The sequence below is a fragment of the Coleofasciculus sp. genome (genome assembly GCF_046565525.1).
Lineage (GTDB): Bacteria > Cyanobacteriota > Cyanobacteriia > Cyanobacteriales > Coleofasciculaceae > Coleofasciculus.
In genome coordinates this window covers 50454-68598 of record NZ_JBKHUP010000032.1, presented here as the reverse complement: position 1 = coordinate 68598, position 18145 = coordinate 50454, and the positions used below count along the sequence as shown (strand labels likewise).

At 45.3% G+C, this 18145-nt stretch carries 10 protein-coding genes and 1 pseudogene; 4 read left to right on the top strand and 7 right to left on the bottom strand.

Features of this window, described 5'->3' with window-relative positions:
• The first annotated feature begins 225 nt into the window (after positions 1-225).
• Both ACLGGO_RS13660 and ACLGGO_RS13655 read left to right on the top strand, forming a co-directional pair.
• Positions 226-3642 (top strand): response regulator, encoded by a 3417-nt coding sequence (locus ACLGGO_RS13660; protein ID WP_446419725.1) that lies wholly within the window; start codon positions 226-228, stop codon positions 3640-3642.
• A 100-nt stretch (positions 3643-3742) separates the two neighbouring features.
• A complete protein-coding gene (locus ACLGGO_RS13655) occupies positions 3743-4243 on the top strand; it encodes a chemotaxis protein CheW (RefSeq protein WP_446419724.1) in 501 nt (166 codons plus the stop codon).
• A gap of 106 nt (positions 4244-4349) precedes the next feature.
• Here ACLGGO_RS13655 and ACLGGO_RS13650 read toward each other — a convergent pair whose 3' ends face one another.
• The 3 genes from ACLGGO_RS13650 to ACLGGO_RS13640 are packed head-to-tail and all read right to left on the bottom strand — an operon-like array spanning position 4350 to position 8486.
• A complete protein-coding gene (locus tag ACLGGO_RS13650; protein ID WP_446419723.1) occupies positions 4350-6590 on the bottom strand; it encodes a substrate-binding domain-containing protein in 2241 nt (746 codons plus the stop codon).
• 24 nt (positions 6591-6614) lie between these two features.
• A complete protein-coding gene (locus ACLGGO_RS13645; RefSeq protein WP_446335434.1) occupies positions 6615-7535 on the bottom strand; it encodes a DUF1822 family protein in 921 nt (306 codons plus the stop codon).
• A 21-nt stretch (positions 7536-7556) separates the two neighbouring features.
• Positions 7557-8486 (bottom strand): hypothetical protein, encoded by a 930-nt coding sequence (locus ACLGGO_RS13640; RefSeq protein WP_446419722.1) that lies wholly within the window; start codon positions 8484-8486, stop codon positions 7557-7559.
• A 481-nt stretch (positions 8487-8967) separates the two neighbouring features.
• Between ACLGGO_RS13640 and ACLGGO_RS13635 the strand changes: the two genes are divergently transcribed.
• A complete protein-coding gene (locus ACLGGO_RS13635; RefSeq protein ID WP_446419721.1) occupies positions 8968-12768 on the top strand; it encodes a S8 family serine peptidase in 3801 nt (1266 codons plus the stop codon).
• Here the strand turns inward: ACLGGO_RS13635 and ACLGGO_RS13630 are convergent.
• Positions 12755-12937 (bottom strand): hypothetical protein, encoded by a 183-nt coding sequence (locus tag ACLGGO_RS13630; protein ID WP_446419720.1) that lies wholly within the window; start codon positions 12935-12937, stop codon positions 12755-12757. The genes ACLGGO_RS13635 and ACLGGO_RS13630 overlap by 14 nt on opposite strands.
• Before the next feature lie 169 nt (positions 12938-13106).
• Between ACLGGO_RS13630 and ACLGGO_RS13625 the strand changes: the two genes are divergently transcribed.
• Positions 13107-13643, top strand: a complete 537-nt coding sequence (locus ACLGGO_RS13625) for a peptidoglycan-binding domain-containing protein (RefSeq protein WP_446419719.1) — start codon at positions 13107-13109, stop codon at positions 13641-13643.
• Positions 13644-13821: 178 nt separating this feature from the next.
• On the opposite strand, the pseudogene iscB reads toward ACLGGO_RS13625, so the two are convergent.
• The 3 genes and pseudogenes from iscB to egtD form a co-directional block, all read right to left on the bottom strand.
• Positions 13822-15106, bottom strand: a pseudogene (iscB, locus tag ACLGGO_RS13620) (RNA-guided endonuclease IscB).
• Between the two features lie 310 nt (positions 15107-15416).
• Positions 15417-16805: a histidine--tRNA ligase gene (gene hisS, locus ACLGGO_RS13615; protein ID WP_446419718.1), complete on the bottom strand. Its 1389-nt coding sequence runs from the start codon at positions 16803-16805 to the stop codon at positions 15417-15419.
• A gap of 144 nt (positions 16806-16949) precedes the next feature.
• Positions 16950-17915: an L-histidine N(alpha)-methyltransferase gene (gene egtD / locus ACLGGO_RS13610; protein ID WP_446335428.1), complete on the bottom strand. Its 966-nt coding sequence runs from the start codon at positions 17913-17915 to the stop codon at positions 16950-16952.
• Positions 17916-18145: the final 230 nt, after the last annotated feature.

Below are 18145 nucleotides of genomic sequence, written 5' to 3'. Positions count from 1 at the left end.
GTCAAAATTACAACGCGAATGCTTCGCCCAACACACCGTTCACAAATAACCAATAAACAACGAAAAACCATGGCAATTAACCCCGATATTCGCGACGTTTCGTTTCGTTTCGTAACGTAGGGGCGAAGCATTCGCCCCTAGATTGATCGGTTTCCTGTCAAAATTACAACGCGAATGCTTCGCCCAACACACCGTTCACAAATAACCAATAAACAATGAAAAACCATGGCAATTAACCCCGATATTCGTGACCAAGCCTATCAGTTTTTTATTGCCGAAGCACCGGAACTTTTACAGATCATTGAAACCGGGTTATTAAATCTCACAGATGAGCGCAGTACTGCCCAAGTTCACGAATTAATGCGAGCCGCCCACTCGCTAAAAGGGGGCGCAGCCAGTGTAGAATTAGAGGCGATCGCGACTCTAGCTCACCGCTTGGAAAATATCTTTAAGGCACTCTATAGTGATACCGTAGAGATTGACATAGAGCTAGAAAATAAACTGCTGCAAGCTTATGACTGCCTGAGTTTGCCCCTGAAATCACAAATTACCACGGGTTACTTTGATCCTCAAGCAGCTTTAGCCACAGGGACTCCCATTTTTGACCAAATTGAGGCACGATTGGGAGATGCCCTGACGCAGGCGGATAGTTATATGCCCAGTTCCGCCGAATTGGGGATAAATATGGCGGTATCTATTTTTGAAGTCGATGTCGCCGAAGGATTGGAACGCCTTGCTACGGTGGTGGAAAATCCTCAAGACTATGAAGTGGCGGGAGAATTACGCGCCCAACTTGACGTTTTTGCTGGATTTGCTGAGTTCTTAAACCTGCCCGGATTTGGCGCGATCGCACAAACGGCACAACAGGCGTTAGAGGCTCACCCCCAAAGGGCTGTAGAGATTACAAAATTGGCACTGGCTGATTTTGAAGTCAGCCGTCAAGCTGTTCTCTCCGGTGAACAGACGACGGGAGGAAATCCTGGTGAAGCATTAGTCGCCCTCGCTGAATCTCCAGCAACGGCTTCGGGTGATTGGGGATTAGGATTGCCCTTCACAGACGTTTCCGTTGAAGCTCCAGAGTTCGCCGTGCAACCGATTGAAGCATTTACAGAAGACGATGCGATCGCATCTTCACCCGAAACGCTTCCGTTGCTCGCTGAACTATTTTCTCAAGAGAGTGAACCTTATATCCTCCCAGCCACAGCAGAATCTACATTATCAGTTCCTTCTTTAGAGGATATTTTTGGTAATCCTGATTCTCAGGAGATTTTAGATACAGAATGGGTTGAAGAAGCGACATCTTTGTTCAACCAGACAGAGGATCACTCCCAGGCTACTCCCGAAACCGTTACGGAAGTCGAACCGGATGTCGTACCTGAAACCTCTGCATTAGTTCCCGCCGCACCGATCAACCTTGATTTTGCCATTCAATCGATTGAGCAAGTTTTTGATCAACTTCCCTCCCTGGAAGAGGCGTCACAATTAACCCTGTTTCAGGGGAATCCGTTAGTTAAGAGCCAATCGGGTGAACGTCATATCGCCCAGTCTCCCTCTTTGATACCCGATCCGCTAACGAGCCACAATCCCGTTGAATCCACTCGCCCCCGTTCACCAGCACCCACGCCTAATCTATCCGTGCGGGTGGATTTAGATCGACTCGAACGGATGAATAACTTGGTTGGGGAATTAGCGATTAACCGCAATGGTTTATCACTCCAGAATCAGCAATTACAGGTAGCAGCGCGAGCATTGCTGGATCGATTTGCTCGATTTGGGCAGATTGTGAATAAATTGCAGCATGTATCGGATAAGATACTGGTCGCGCCAGAACGGTACAGTTATGGGATGATGTCGGGTTCTGCTCAGATGGATCGTCGCGTTCCTAGAAGTGGTGATGTGCGATCGCTCGGACTGCGGAATTCTGATCACTCCACGGATGTAACGCTAAAGACATTGGCGGACTTTGACTCCCTGGAAATGGATAGCTACGGCGTTCTCTATTCCCAAATCCAAGGGATCTTAGAAGAAATGGTGCAGCTTGAAGAAGCCGTTGACGATATCGCCCTGTTTGCGAAGAAATCTGATCAAACCACCCAACAGCAGCTGAAGGTGCTCAACCACTTGCGGGATGAGCTGATGTGGGCGCGGATGTTACCGATTGGGGAGGTGTTGAATCGGTTTCCTAGAGTATTACGGGAACTGTCTAATACGTATCACAAACGGGTGAATTTGAAATTAACCGGAACAGGTGTTTTGGTTGATAAAGCGGTGTTGGAAAAACTCTCTGATCCGTTGCTGCATTTACTCCGAAATGCCTTTGATCATGGAATTGAGTCTCCTGAGATCCGGCGTCAAGGGGGGAAACCGGAATCGGGACAGATTGAAATTCGCGCTTATCACAAGGGGAGTCAAACAATTATTGAAGTTCGGGATGATGGTCAAGGCTTAAATGCAGAACGGATTGGGCGTCGGGCGGTGGAGTTGGGATTGTTATCTAGTGAACAATTGGCGACGACGTCCCAGGCGGGTTTGTGGGGATATATTTTTGAGCCAGGATTTTCTACCGCCCAGCAAGTGAGTGAGTTATCGGGACGAGGGGTTGGTTTAGATGTGGTACGAACCCAGCTGCGATCGCTTAAAGGGAAAATTTCTGTAACTTCGACGCCGGGAGGCGGTACGACGTTTACCTTACGTCTACCTTTAACCCTAACCATCGCCAAGTTATTAGTGTGTTTCATCGGTTCGACGGTGCTGGCGTTACCCTCTGACAGTATCGAAGAGATTATTATTCCCAAAGCCAACCAAGTCAAAAAATCGGGGACGCAACGGTTTCTTCATTGGCGGGGAGAATTGATACCAACCTATCGATTAGGTGAACTGTTGGAGTATCAGCGTCCCTTACCGGAGAACTTGACGAGTCAAACCTTAAGTTCAGTGGCGGCGCCAAAGACGTGGGAGTTACCTATGCTGATACTGCGTCAGGATCAACAGGTGTTTGCTGTGGAAGTTGAGCGTCTGGTGACGGAACAAGAATTGGTGATTAAACCTTTTGGTGGGGCGATTTCTCCTCCTAGTTATACCTACGGTTGTACGATTTTGGGGGATGGGACGGTAATTCCGGTGGTTGATGGTATTGCACTGTTGGAATTTGTCCATGGAGCGACGACGCCAACGGCGACTCCTGTGCGTCAGGATGCTTCTCCAGGTACGGTGATCGGTTCAGGGGATACCACCACTCCCATCACCATGGTACAAGTACCGACAATTTTGATTGTCGATGATGCGGTGGCTTTGCGACAAACCTTAGCGCTAACTTTAGAACGGGCGGGTTTTCGGGTGTTACAGGCGCGGGATGGTCGAGAGGCGATCAACCAGTTGCAGCAAAGTGCATCGGTGCAGTTGGTGGTTTGTGATATTGAGATGCCGAATATGAATGGGTTTGAGTTTCTCAGTCAACGGCGTCAAGATCCGAAGTTGTCGAGGGTTCCCGTTGCCATGCTAACCTCTCGCAGCAGTCAAAAACATCGCTGGTTAGCGATGCAGTTGGGGGCGAGTGGGTATTTCACCAAGCCTTATTTAGAACAAGAGTTTGTCGGCTCGCTCAAAGATATTATCCACGAAAATAGTCTTGTTCGTCATTAGTCATTCGTTCTTTGTCCTTTGTTGTTAGCGCTGACTTAAGTAATGCATTGCAGCTTATCCACCCACTGTAATTTTTATTGTCTAAAGAAGGGTTTTGGTTATGAATAGTAATGTAATGAACACTCAATCGAACGAAAAGCAACCTGTCCTTTCACGAAAGACGACACAGGTATTAAAATTCATTCATTTTACTCTAGGGAAATTGTATCTAGCCTTACCAATTGAATCCGTCTACAAAATCTTGAATCGCGCCCCTGTTCATGGGAGTGGGATGAATCAGGTTGGAGTTACTCATTCTGGCGAAGAAGACATTACGGTAATTGATTTATATCAGCGCTTTTTCAAAGAGAGCTTACCGGAAGCCGCCAAAGGAGGAGGATATCTGGTAACTATGCAAAATCAAATCGGTGAAATCTATGGCATTCCCGTAGCTGAAGCGCCTATTTTAATAGATGTGCCACTTTCAGCAATTCGGCTTTTACCGGAATCCTATCGTCGTTCTGATACGGTTAATATTGCCCGTCATGTGGCGGTGATTCCTCAAGATTCGGGAACAAAAACTATCTTTTTATTAGATGTTGAGTTGCTGTTGCCAACCTGAGTGAAATGTAAGCTCCTTTCTACTCAGGCGATTAAAATAGATTACTTGAGTACTTTTTCATTTTATCTCTTGGAGCCTTCTGTTATCTGCCATCTGAATTCTTGTACTAGGGCGACGGACAAGCCTGAGCAACAGGAACAAATCCAGGTTCTTTTACCATCCCTTGACCCTTACCCGTTAATATCAAATGAGTATACGCTCTCCCCGCTTGTTCTTGAGCATTATTCTCGCCGGGAAAATCTTTGATAATCACAAATAAGTTTCGAGTTAAGGGGTATTCTCCACTTTTGAATGCGGCGAAATTCATCTCATTGCGTTGCTGGGGACAAGACTCCGGGGGAACTAAGTCACCCTGATAGGGCGCAATCGCCGTCTTTCCCGGAAGTCCCAAAGGTAAAGGACGAATTCCACATTGAGAAACAAGTTCCGGTGCTGAGGCGTAGTAAATACCGCCTGGATCATTGCTAACTTTACCGATTCCCGTGGTTGTCGAACCAACAAATTGGACAATTTGGGTATTAAACGGTTGTCCTCCTAAAACCGCATCGGTAAAAAATCGCACTGTTCCACCTTGATCAGATTGGCGGGAGTAGGGAGTAATTGGCAAATCCGAACCACCCACTTGTTGCCAGTTACGAATTTTTCCGGTATAAATATCTTTAAGCTGAGTTAGGGTTAAGCTAGGAACATTGAGTTGAGGATTTACCCCGACTGCGATCGCGTCAATCGCTACCGACTTCTGAATCAGTTCATAGCCTTGCTGTCTCGCCTCCGCTAAATCTTTTTTTTGCAGATGGATAGAGGATAAACTGAACGCAAAATAGCCTCCCAATACCTGTTGAATTCCCTCAACTGAACCACTATACTTAGGTGGATTGAGGTGAAAATCGGGCAAGGCTGTCTTGATCTGTTCGTGAAAGGGTTCAGCAATAGGAACCCAAGTTGTACTTCCCCCATAGTTAAAGAGTTGTCCTTGGGGAATATTAATCCTTAAGGGTATCCGACTATCGCTCAATGAACAAATAGGGCGTTTCCACCATAACCAACCACTGATGGCTGAAAAACAAATAGCCCCCCCCAAAACTCCAATAGCTATGAGTTTACCGATTGGCTTTTTTGCTGGGGGTGAAACCTTAAGAGATTTATCTTCACTCGCTGACTTTTTCAGAGAAATCTGTTTGGATAATATCTCTTTATCTTCAGATAAAACTGGAGGTTCAATCGACTCCCCTGATTCCGCCTCAGGCTTTGCCTTTGCCAAAAAATCGTCCCATTTTACGGGTAAAACTGTGGGATTTTGGCAAATTACAGGTAACAAACTTGCACCCGGAAACCTTCTCTCAATATCCGATAAGTCATGGAGTTTTTCCCGTGCTTCTCGGACTGAACTATATAACGATTTGCCACTGGAAAACGATTCCAGAAAATATTTCAAAAATTCTTGAGCAAACTTATCCGGTACAGGTTCCCGCATGACAATCATTTGCGGGATATTCAGCCGCTGCAACTCATTCGCTAATCCTAAACCATCACAGGAATTAAAAATCGCCAGTTGTAACCCTTTCTTTATCGCTCTTTTTAGGGTATTTTTCAACTCGCTAATCCCTAGCTTTTCGGTTTGATTAATATAAATATAACCGCAATCGCCATCTCCTTGAGAGTAACTATGTCCCGCAAAGAAAAGAATATCCCATTCTTCACTCCACAGAGGTTCAAATTCTTGACGTTGCGGTTCAACCAGAAAGCGGACATCCGCCTGGGGTAAATTTTCCAGTAAACCTCTGTCTCTGGCAATATTAATTCCCTGGCTATTGCCTAAAATTGCCAAAATTCTGACTTTACTTTTCGGTTTAACCTGAGTTCCTACATCATGTTCTGTCGGACTAATCGCCACAGCCGCATTGGGAAACTCATCCAAAAACTCCCACGCATCCCAGGGTAATTTCCGCAAGTTATGTTCACTGGTGCGGACAATGACGCGAATTTCTTCTTCTTCGTCTAACTCTCTAAGTAATTGCTCTTTGACACGGCGAAACTCTTCAGCGCTAAGCCAATGATTAATACTGCCTTTTAGGGTTTCAAATAAAACTTGACATTCGTCAGCAGAAACAGGGGGAAGTAATTCAGTTTCATCATCTAAAATAACCGGGCGCCTGAAGGCTGTTTCTAAGCGGCGATAAGTTTTCTGCCAATTATCATAGTTTGCACAAACCTGTAAATTAGCGGGTAAACTACCACCCGTTCGGATTTGACGGTGCGGAAAACTCTCGTCGCTAATTTCTAGGGTAATCTGAAACCCTTGGCTAAAATCCCCATGTTCTAGATTAAGTTGAACGACTTTACCCATAGTTATGTTCCTGCTTCCCTCAGTTTAAATTAAAAAATTCTCCGTTATACTCTCCTCTCCTAACACCACTTTAACCGTAAATTTTTCTTCAGGTTGTTCAATAAACTGAAAGGGTTTCGTTTGAATGGAACTATCCGCCTTTCCAGCTTGAGTTTCTAGAAAAGGTTCTCCTGTTTCATCTAGTACCCTGAGGGTGATCCCTTCGGGTAAAGAGGTATTACTCGCTAAGGAACGAACCTTGACACGGATGCGAATGTTTTGTTCATTGTCTTGATTCAGGTCGAGTATAAGTGCTAGAGTGTGGTCTTTCAGTTGAATTGCCTTCCCCCGCTTAACCGTCGCCGGATTGACACTTCTGAATGCTAGACTAACGTCTGGTGTACCGAGTAAAGCTTCAACAGTTTGCCAACCCTCTGCCACGATATTATCAAACCATCGACTTAAGTTAACTAGAGGTAATGATTCACTTTTAGGTGTAAGACACTTGAGCAAATCATTCAGAGATTGGAACTGGCTAAGGGATAACTCCTCCGTTGTCACGGTTGGAGTAAAGCCGAGTAATGTTGCTTCTGTTAGGGATTCATTTATCCCTACTGCAACATAGCCAATCCTATCTTCCCAAACTTCTGCTGGAATGTAAACAAAGTTTATATCCGAGAATACAGGACGGCATTCTAATTTTACCCATTGACCTTGCCGTTTCACCTTTAAATCGGCAATATTGACTAAAGACTGCATTAATGGGTCCCAGCTATCACTTTCCGTCAAGTCTGTCTCTATTCCTTGGCGCTTGAGGTAGTCATTCACCGCATACACGGCTAAGGTATTCAGATAAACCTGCTGCGCGTTGACAAAATTGAACGGGGTGGATTGGTGTTGACGAAACTGTTTGGCTTTTTGATGGACTTGCCAACCTAGCTTAACTTTATTATTAATAGTAATCATAGCTTTTTCTCCTTTTTAGGTTTACGCGCAGTCTTGGACGTACTGTCTAATTTTTGGGGCAAACCGTTGAATACAGCGCCAATAGAAACTACTTAAGGTTGTCACGGGAATTCCCAAGTCTTGTGAAATCTCTTTCCAGCTTTTCCCCTGAATGCGTTTCGCTAAAAATATAGCTTGGAAGCTGGCGTTGGGATGTTTTTGAATCAATTCCTGTTTAAAAATTTCATCGGGATCACGTTCTATATAATGCATGATGATTTCAAATGTCGTGGGAGCCGCCTCAGTTGTTCCCAGATTATCTATTTCTTCGATAGCAATCGGCTTGTCTTGGGTAATCTGGTAAGATGCTCGAATATCTCTTAATGTTCTATCCAGTCTAAAGTTAACCCAATTCATAAATACCCCATTCCCTCGTTCCGGGTCATATAAGTCAATTTTTTGGAAAACATAAAGCAAGGTTCGATTGACGGCATCATCATAAATTATGTTATAAAAATCACTCTTTAGTTCACCTCGATGAGGACGGATAAGTCTCCGAGATAGTTGAATCGCATTAACCAGTTCAGTTAAGAGATATTGGCGTTGCTGTGTCTGGGCTGGATATTGTTTTGCTTCTAGAGCTAGCTGTTTCAGACGATTGTCAGTGAGTATTTCTTGAAAGGCTTCCCGCATCCTTACATTTGCCCATTGTCTTAGGGATTCATTTTCAGGATTGTAGCGGTCAATATCCGAGTACAGAGTACCCAAAAGTTGCTGGCGTGCGGCTTGATAAATGTCTTGGCAAGCATTGGATAGGGATTGGTCTTTTAGCGGACGGCATATTAGGCGCGATCGCAGGATTCGATCAACCAGTTTGGTTACAGTTTGCCTTCGCTCTATACTTCCTGCTACAGTTTGTTGTGCGTCAAGAAGTAAATTAAGTAATTCATTTTTTTGAGATGTATTAGACATCTATTAATCTCCTTTTCTAAGTGTTTTTTATTCATCCGTTCTTTTATTCGTTTCAATCTTACAATCTCATACATTTTTATCCCTCATAATTATCTAAGTGGCTTCTCTTCATTGTCCTGAGCCAACTGAATTATCTAGTGACTCATCAACTCAACCCGTAAAATCAATAAATCATGACCACTAAACTGAAACTTTGATTTTGACGTTTCACTTATGTGTTGCACTACTAGATGACCTCTTTCACTATTTTGTTCAAAAAGCAGAATTATTCCCAGTATCTATTTCAGATGTCTGACACGACGGAATCACTCTGCGAATCGCAACAGTTTAACCGTTCACCTGATCACTCTGGCTGAGGGGGAAGATTTTACGCAATAGGTCAGTCTTTGTTAAAAATCTTTACATTTACAATTGGATTTAGGCAACTGACTAGGGTTTCAATGCCGGCTGGAACAGTGGTTTATTTTTCTACTCATAAGTTTTGTTAACTATTTGGATTTACGGCGAAGAAACCGGAAACAACGTAGTCGTTGGGGTAATTGATACCGGGGTGGACTATAACCATCCTGATCTCAATGACAATATGTGGACAAATCCGGGAGAAATTGCCGGAAATGGAATTGATGATGATGGTAACGGCTACGTTGATGATGTCTACGGTTGGGACTTTATTAATAACGATAACAACCCGTTTGACGATAACAGTCATGGCACTCACGTAGCCGGAACCATCGCCGCCGAAGGAAACAATGGTATCGGTGTGACAGGTGTCAGTTGGTCTGCCGATATTATGGCGATCAAGTTCCTCGGCTCCTCAGGTTCCGGTAGTATCTTTAATGCGATTCAGGCAGTGGAATATGCCACGATGATGGGCGCTAACCTGACCAACAATAGTTGGAGTGGTGGCGGCTTTTCCCAGGGGTTGTATGATGCGATCGCGGCGGCTGGTGCAGCCGGACAGTTATTCATTGCCGCAGCAGCAAATAATAATAGTGACAATGACGCAACTCCTCGCTATCCATCTAGCTATAACCTGGATAATATCATTTCTGTCGCTTCCACCGACGATGACGATCAACGGTCGAGTTTTTCCAACTACGGAGCAACATCTGTAGACTTGGGCGCACCAGGCTCTTCTGTCTATAGCACCATTCCTGGGGGTGGGTACGGCTTCAAGAGTGGAACATCCATGGCAACTCCCCACGTAGCAGGTGTTGCTAGTTTGGTTTGGTCTGACGACCCCACATTAACAGCCCAACAGGTCAAGGATCGTATCCTGGCAACCGTTGACCCAATTCCAGCATTACAAGGCATAACCGTTTCAGGTGGGCGGCTCAATGCCTACAGTGCCCTGACTGGCTCTACCCCTCCTCCAGTTGTTCCCGTAATCTTTGATGACTTTGACCCAGACATTGACAATAGCCAATGGTCAAACATCACTAACGGTACAGCCAATAGCAACTTTGTTGGCAGTGATGGGAACTCTCTATGGTTTAACGGAGGTTCTCCTGGCGGTAGCTCTCGTTTTGCCATCACCAATCTGGTAGATGTTGCTAATGGCGGTACGATTACCTTTGATTTGATCTTTGGCAATAGCTCCAATGGTGGCGAAAATGCCGATCCAGGGGAAGACGTGGTGCTGGAATACTCCACAAACGGTGGCACCACTTGGAATCAGTTTGGTCTTTACGACACAGAAGCCTTTACCACTTGGACAACCCTCACCGAGACGATTCCTACTGCTGCTCAGACGAGTAGCACCAACTTCCGTTGGCGGCAAATCGCTCACAGTGGTAATAATTTCGATAACTGGGCGATCGATAATGTAACTGTCGGACCACCGATCCTCAACAGTGTTGTTGATGACTTTGACCCAGACATTGATAATAGCCAATGGTCAACGATCACCAACGGCACAGCCAACAGCAACTTTGTCGGTAGTGATGGGAATTCCCTGTGGTTTAACGGTGGTGCTTCTGGCGGGAACTCTCGCTTTGCCACTACAAACTTTGTCGATGTCTCCAGCGGTGGTACAGTCTTCTTTGACCTAATTTTTGGCAATGGCTCCAATGGCGGAGAAAATGCGGATGCAGGGGAAGATGTAGTACTGGAATATTCCATCAATGGTGGTAGTAGCTGGACTCAGCTTGGACTCTATGACACGGAAGCCTTCACCAGTTGGACAACCCTCAGCGAAACAGTTCCCACTGTTGCTCAGACGAGTAGCACCAGTTTCCGCTGGCGTCAAGTTAATCATAGTGGTAATGGCTTCGATAACTGGGCGATCGATAATGTGTTTGTCGGAGTACCTAAGCCAGGAGAAATTAGCGGCAGCAAGTGGAATGACCTCAATGGGGATGGAAAACAAGATGCCAATGAGCCAGGTTTGGCGGGTTGGACAATTTACTTAGATGATAATCAAAACGGTCAACTCGATTCCGGTGAGACATCTACGAAAACCGATATCAACGGCGACTATACCTTCACGAACCTGAATCCAGGTACTTACACCGTTGCCGAGGTGCTAAAACCCGGTTGGAAGCAGACATTTCCGAATTTGAACGGTGGTTTTGAAACAGGCAGCTTTGATCCTTGGCAAACAACGGGTAACACGACTATCGAGACAGCTGCCTTTGGTTCGGGTCCAACGGAGGGAACCAATCAAGCGTTACTAACTAACGGCGGGACTTCCGTAAGCGATACCCAACTAGAAACTTTCCTGGGGTTGACTTTTGGAAGCCTAGATGGTCTGGGTAATGGCAATGCTACCGTTGGTTCAGCAATCAAGCAAACAGTAACAGTATCGGCTGGCACTCAATTGAGCTTTGATTGGAACTTCCTCACCAACGAAGGTACACCCACTTTCTTCAACGATTTTGGCTTCGTTTCGATTGTGTCAAATACTTTGGACACGCTAGCGAATACCAATAGCTCTTTCGGATTCTCTCCTACCATTTTTAATGAAGAAACCGGATTTGACACCTTCTCCTATACTTTCCAAACCGCCGGTACTTTTACCCTGGGAATCGGGGTTGTGGACGTGGGAGATACGGCTGTTGACTCAGGATTGCTGGTTGACAACTTATCATTCACGGGTAATTCATTTCCTATCGCTGGTAGCCAGAAGGTAACTCTCGGCTCTGGTGATATAGTCACCAATATCGACTTTGGTAATCAAAAGATTCCTCCGAAAACTATATTTGGCACTTCTGGCGATGATGTTTTCACCATTACCGATAGTCCCGTCATCGTTTTTGCCTTGGCTGGGAACGATGAGGTGGATGGCTCAGGCAGCGTTGGTGGTAATCAGTTCTACGGCGGTAAAGGTAATGATACGCTGATTGGCAATAGCTACGACCAACTCTTTGGTGAAGCTGGCGATGATCGCCTGGATGTATCCAATGGTGGCGGAAACAACCTGCTTGATGGTGGTAAAGGCAAGGATGAACTGTTGGCTAACTTCAACGATCAGTTGTTTGGCGGCCAAGGTCATGATACCCTAGATGCCTCTAGTGGTGGCGGCAATAACCTGCTTGATGGAGGCAAAGGTAACGATGTTCTAATAGCTGGCTCTAATGACCACCTATTAGGCGGCAAGGGTGATGATATTCTTGATGTTTCCAGTGGTGGCAGTCATAACGTGCTTGATGGGGGTCAAGGCGATGATATCCTCAATGCCTTAAATGGTGGCGGAAATAACGTGCTTGATGGGGGTCAAGGTGATGACAACCTCCTGGCTGGTTCTAATGACCAACTTTTGGGCGGTGATGGCGATGATATCCTTAACGCTTCCGTTGGTACAGGAAATAACAGCCTTGATGGTGGCGATGGCGACGACAATCTTTTAGCTGGCTTCAATGATCAATTGTCTGGTGGCGATGGCGATGATATTCTGAATGCCTCTTTTGGTTCAGGGAATAATAGTCTTGATGGCGGCAAAGGTGATGATATCCTGATTGCTGGCTTCAATGATCAACTCTCAGGCGGTGATGGCGATGATCTATTGTTCGGTGGTGAGGGTGGTAGCACCATGACGGGTGGCAAAGGTGATGATCAGTTCTGGATTGTTAATGGCTTTGTTCCCAGTGCGGCTCACACGATTACCGACTTTGAAATAGAGATTGACCGGATTGGCATTCGTGGTTTGGGCATCACGTTCCAACAGCTTGACCTGATTCAAGATGGTAATGATACTCGCATTAGTGTCTTCAATACAGACCTAGCTATCTTGAGTGGGATTCAAGCAAATGCCCTCGACAGGAGTGATTTTATCCTCGCCTAGTTAATTGGGCGGTTGTAGACGCGGAGCGGCTTCCCGTAGGGTAACCGCAGCTACACAAACTTGCACCCGCCTGCGCGGGTTTCCACAGGTTGAGATAAAATCCGTTAATTTTAATTAAGCGATCGCGTACTTGAACCTTCTCACTCAGGCGCGATCGCTTTTGTATCATTTCCCTTCCGTTGAACCTACTGTAGGATTAAGTTGAGACTGAATACATCCTTTAACCCAATTGTCCAATCGGATGATGACAAGGCTGATTGGGTTAGCTAGGATAAGTTCCCAGCCATCAACAGTACCTTAAAATACTGTACAAACTTACTCCTTATGAGGACTGTACTATGCAAGCGCTTTTTAATCCGGAAACGACATCAAAGGTTAGACTCACAGCTAAATCATCGGTTCGCAAACCTATACTGCAACTGGGTTCGGTGGGAGCTGAGGTTTTAGAATTGCAAAAGCTTCTGGCTCATTGCGGCACCTACACCGGTCCCATGGGGGGGTATTTTGATCGCTCGGTCCATGATGCTGTGATGGAATTTCAGCAAAGTATGTTCCTCAAAGCTGATGGTATTGTCGATTCCCTAACATGGCAAGCCCTTTATCACGGCGCCCCGGTTAATATGCCTGTACTCAATCGAGGTAGCAGACATGATATGGTGATTCCCTTACAGTGGGTGCTGCATCTGACTCAGGATTATTCATCGCCAATTGATGGTGATTTTGGCGAACAAACAGAACAAGCGGTGCGAGCGTTCCAGAAACGTCATGGCTTACTGGTAGATGGAGTGGTCGGTGAGCAAACGTGGTATGCTCTGAGTCAGGTTCATTTCCGCTTAAATCATAACTCTTACCAAGATGCGCTAGTGGCAGTGTAGTTCATGGTTCATTTTGCAACACTACTCCAATTATTGTACCCAATTGGGATTCTTGGAAAAATTGTCTGTCATCAGAACTCCTCCGTTGCGGGAAACCCCGTGTCCCTTCGCTTCGCTTATCGGGCAAGCTTCAGACCGGGGAGGAACGCACGGTAGCGGTTTAAGAAGCCTCCAATATTCAAAAACCATAATTGTAACCATCATGAATGATGAATTTGTTGACAGTATTTGTGGCTAATTCCTTGAATCAGCCCACCTGTTGTTGAAATATTGAAACTACCAGTAGAGCGAACTGCAACCCTCCCGGCGTAAGTTCCAACCTTTTTCCCAGAGGTAACAATCGCTTTCACGATATCACCAGTCTGAAAACCTTTAATAAACTTCAATCTAGGTACATATCGAGAAGGAAACCCAAACTTGTCAGTACGACACATTTGCCTAGAGCCATGACCCGTTGCTTTGATGCTTAAATGTTGACTTGCTAGCACTAAAAGTTCCGGCGTATCACCAACGCAAGCCGCATCAAAAAAATGAGTTTTTGGCAACTTTAATTTAGTTCTATTGAACTTGGTTAATCCACCAGAACCCGTACTAATTTCTAAGCCCGTCTCTTTTAGTCGATTGAATAAAGCCCAACGGGTTGAATTAACAGCAGCAGCATCTTTTAAAGGTCGTTTAGCTTGAGCGATAACTCTTTTTAAAACATCAGGCTTATTGGCGAGAAATACATTGATTTCTTTAGTCCCTTTTTTGAGGTTGCACTTTTCGCAAGCTAGGCACAAATTAGATATCCGATTACTACCACCTTTAGCTTTGGGTTGGATATGTTCTACCTGTAGAGGGACATTTTCAATGCCACAGTAAGCGCATTTTCTCTCCCATTTATTAATCAGGTACTCACGAACTTCGTAACCAGCTAACTCCCCTTGTTGATATTCAATGCCGGATATTTCAGGGTTTTCTAGTTGTTGTAAATCAAACCTGACCAACTCTTGAACAACTACTTTTATTGGCGCTAACATTGAGAGTTTCTCAACCCAAGTTAGAGTCGTTTCTACACGATGTTGAAGACTTGGAGCTAACCAACCTTTAGGACGTGTTCTGTTAAGAAATCGAGCCTGACGATAGCGTGTATGCCGATGGCGGCGTCCACGACGTAACGAGCGACGCGATTCTAGTGACATTTTGATTGACTGACCACGATGAGTTAATTCAGCTACCCAGAGAAGATTAGCTCCAGAAAGTATTGCCAACCCGGTCGTTTTTGAACCGGGGTCGATTTTTAATGTATGTGGTTCTGGCGTATCAGCTACCTCCTTATTCAAAATGATTGTAAATGGATACAATTTAAAGACTTTAGCCTTGCCAGCATTCAGCAGCTTCCTTGCTATTGATGGTTTGCAGGGGGTCAAGGGCTTGCGGTTAGTATCAAGGACAAAAACGTAATTTGGTTGTTTAGACATTGTTGTGTCTCACCTTTTCAGTAACGTTAGCTTCGCCAATGTTATCGGTCGGTAACTATCCAAAAAGCACTGTTTCAGTGACCTTAAAACTGTTTAACTTTCTGGTTCTAGAGCAAGGAACTAGCTTCGTATTCCTTGGTAGGTTCTTGAACACTTGCCGATAACGTAGTCAATTAAGACTTAGGCTGGTAAGCACGGCTTCAACTTACTTGGCTAAAGCCCCGCGTCTTTAGACCGGGGTTGCTTACTTATGCTACAAAATTGCCTTAATGCTGGAGACGTTGCATGGAACGTCTCTACAGAAATGCCCTTATGCTAATTGCTTGGTAACCTCATCAGCTAGCTGCTCTATCTTGACGGCAATTTGCTCGCCGGTTTTCATGTTTTTCAGACCACATTTTTGGGCGGCGGCTTCTTCAGAGCCAATAATTACACAAAGGGGAATTCCCCGTTTATCGGCTTGCTGTAACTGTTTGCCCACAGAACGTTCTTCAAAACTGGTAATTGTACTAATTCCCGCCTGACGCAGTTTCTGAGATACGTCTAAATATAAGGGTATCAAGTCGCTTTGCATATTCACCACCATCACTTGAGCGGGTGTGGAGGAGAAAGACTCAAGAATCCCGGCTTGAATCAGCCGACTCATCAACCGAGTTAAACCGATGGAAATGCCCACTCCTGGCATTTTATCCCCGACAAACATTCCCACAAGTTCTTCATACCGTCCCCCTGAACAAATACTGCCCAAGGCTTCATGACCAACGAGGGTTGTTTCATACACCGTTCCCGTGTAATAGTCTAATCCACGGGCAATTGAGAGGTCAAGGCAAAACACGCGATCGCTCACCCCCAAATTCCGTACCCCTGTAATCACCGTTTCCAGTTCAGCAATGCCCGTTTTCAATACCTGAGCATCGGGTTTATCCTCAAGCATGGCGTTCAATTGCGCCAACACTTCATCCACCGAACCCTGAATCTTAGTAAAGGCAAGAATTTGCTCGACTTGTTCATCAGATAACCCTTCAGCCAAGAGCGCTTTTTTCACCTTAGCTTCGCCAATCTTCTCCCCTGCATCCACAATGCGGATAGAGGGCATAATTTTGCTCTCATCCAAACCAATCGACTCAAAAAACCCACTGAGAACTTTGCGATTGTTAATCCGGATCAAAAAGTCTCCGATATTAATCGCCGTAAAAATCTCGGCAATAATTGCGGGAATTTGGGCATCATAGAGCAAACTAAGTTTATTACGACCCACTACATCAATATCACATTGGCGAAATTGGCGATAGCGTCCAGCTTTTGCCCGTTCTCCCCGAAATACAATATCCATCTGATAGCGAGCAAAGGGAAACTGAAGTTCATTCAGGTGACGGGCAATATAAGCGGCTAGGGGAACTGTCTGATCAAACTTTAATGCTCTCTCCTCTGAACCACTTTCTCCCGCTTGTTCTTTTTCTGCTTGGCGATTCGGGGGCAAAATGGGTTGTAGCCCGTAAATAATATTATCTCCTTGATTTCCTTTGGCTTGCAGCACTTCCAACCGCTCAACTGCAGGGGTTTCGATTGGTGTGAATCCATACCGCTCAAACACCTGGCGGATGGTATCTATCAAATACATCTCCAGACGCTTTTCACCTGGGAGAAATTCGGGAAAACCACTCGGACAAGAAAAATTTATTTTGTCAGTTTTTGTCATTTGTCAGGGAACAGAGAACAGGGAACAGGGGAAGCGGGGGTGTAGGGGCGGGTTTTACCAATAAAATGAGAGCGACAAACCGATAACTTGACTAAACCCGCCCTTCTAGGGGAGCAAGGAATAGGGAAGAGGGAAATAAAATCCCTAATTCCTAATCGTTAGGTAATGGATGCTGAAGAGATGGTTGGTATCTATCCACACCTGTTGAGCCTCGAATCCAGCATAAGTTGCCATATCCTGGAACTCTTCAACGCTGTATTTATAAGAGTTTTCTGTATGAATCGTTTCATCTTGACGAAAGTGAAACGGTGTCCTATCTATGATCACAGTTTGTTCCTTGAGACTGACTAAATGCATCTCAATGCGGCTTTTATCTGGATTATAAAAAGCCCAGTGGCGAAAGTGCGATAAATCAAAATTAGCGTTTAGCTCCTGATTAATCCGCTCCAATAGGTGTAGATTAAATTCAGCCGTGACTCCCTCGGCATCATTATAGGCGGCGTTTAAAATAGTTGGGTCTTTTTTGAGATCAACACCAATTAACATACCATCGCCTTTATCCAGAAGACGACGCGACTGTTTGAGCAGATGGAGCGCCTCAGGGGGATGAAGATTGCCAATCGTGGAACCCGGAAAGAAAATTAGCTTATGATTGACGGGTTTTTTGCTATAGGGTGGCAGTTGAAAATCCTGGGTATAATCCGCACAAACAGCAATCACATCCAAGTCAGGATAGGATTGTGCTAGTTCGGCTGACGCTTGCAGCATGTGTTCTTGGGAGATATCGATGGGCATATAGCCGGCTAGGTGCGGCAAGGCATCCAACAGAAGGCGGACTTTGGCACTACTGCCACTACCATACTCGATCAGCAAGCAATCTTGACCCACAAGTTGTCCAATATCCCAGCAATAGGTTTTTAACAGATGAATTTCTGTGCGGGTGGGATAGTATTCCTCCAACTCACAGATGTGATCAAACAGTTCCGAACCCCGTTTATCATAAAAGAACTTGGGCGCGATCGCTTTTTGGGGTTGAGCCAAACCCTGGAATATTTCTTCGCGCAAGCTGCTCAGGTGCGGCTTGTAATCGTAAAACTCTAGATTATCCATCCACCCAATCGTTCAATCTGCTAGCCACCCTGAAGGGTGGATTCCTCTCCTATCATCTACTGCCAATGATCCTTTTTGCAAGTGAGGGTGAGTGAGCAAATGCCGGTGAAGTCCAAACATTTAGCCCACTAGGCGGCAAAAGCTGCTGCACGTTTACATTCCCCATCCCTCATCTGCCAAAAAATTCTCGCACTCAGTTAGGGGGGATTTAGGGACATCCGGGTGAAACC

Excerpts from the sequence above, each read along its gene's own strand:
- ACLGGO_RS13660 (WP_446419725.1), top strand. The coding sequence starts at position 226 with ATGGCAATTAACCCCGATATTCGTGACCAAGCCTATCAGTTTTTTATT.
- ACLGGO_RS13655 (WP_446419724.1), top strand. The coding sequence starts at position 3,743 with ATGAATAGTAATGTAATGAACACTCAATCGAACGAAAAGCAACCTGTC.
- ACLGGO_RS13650 (WP_446419723.1), bottom strand. The coding sequence starts at position 6,590 with ATGGGTAAAGTCGTTCAACTTAATCTAGAACATGGGGATTTTAGCCAA.
- ACLGGO_RS13645 (WP_446335434.1), bottom strand. The coding sequence starts at position 7,535 with ATGATTACTATTAATAATAAAGTTAAGCTAGGTTGGCAAGTCCATCAA.
- ACLGGO_RS13640 (WP_446419722.1), bottom strand. The coding sequence starts at position 8,486 with ATGTCTAATACATCTCAAAAAAATGAATTACTTAATTTACTTCTTGAC.
- ACLGGO_RS13630 (WP_446419720.1), bottom strand. The coding sequence starts at position 12,937 with ATGATACAAAAGCGATCGCGCCTGAGTGAGAAGGTTCAAGTACGCGAT.
- ACLGGO_RS13625 (WP_446419719.1), top strand. The coding sequence starts at position 13,107 with ATGCAAGCGCTTTTTAATCCGGAAACGACATCAAAGGTTAGACTCACA.
- hisS (WP_446419718.1), bottom strand. The coding sequence starts at position 16,805 with ATGACAAAAACTGACAAAATAAATTTTTCTTGTCCGAGTGGTTTTCCC.
- egtD (WP_446335428.1), bottom strand. The coding sequence starts at position 17,915 with ATGGATAATCTAGAGTTTTACGATTACAAGCCGCACCTGAGCAGCTTG.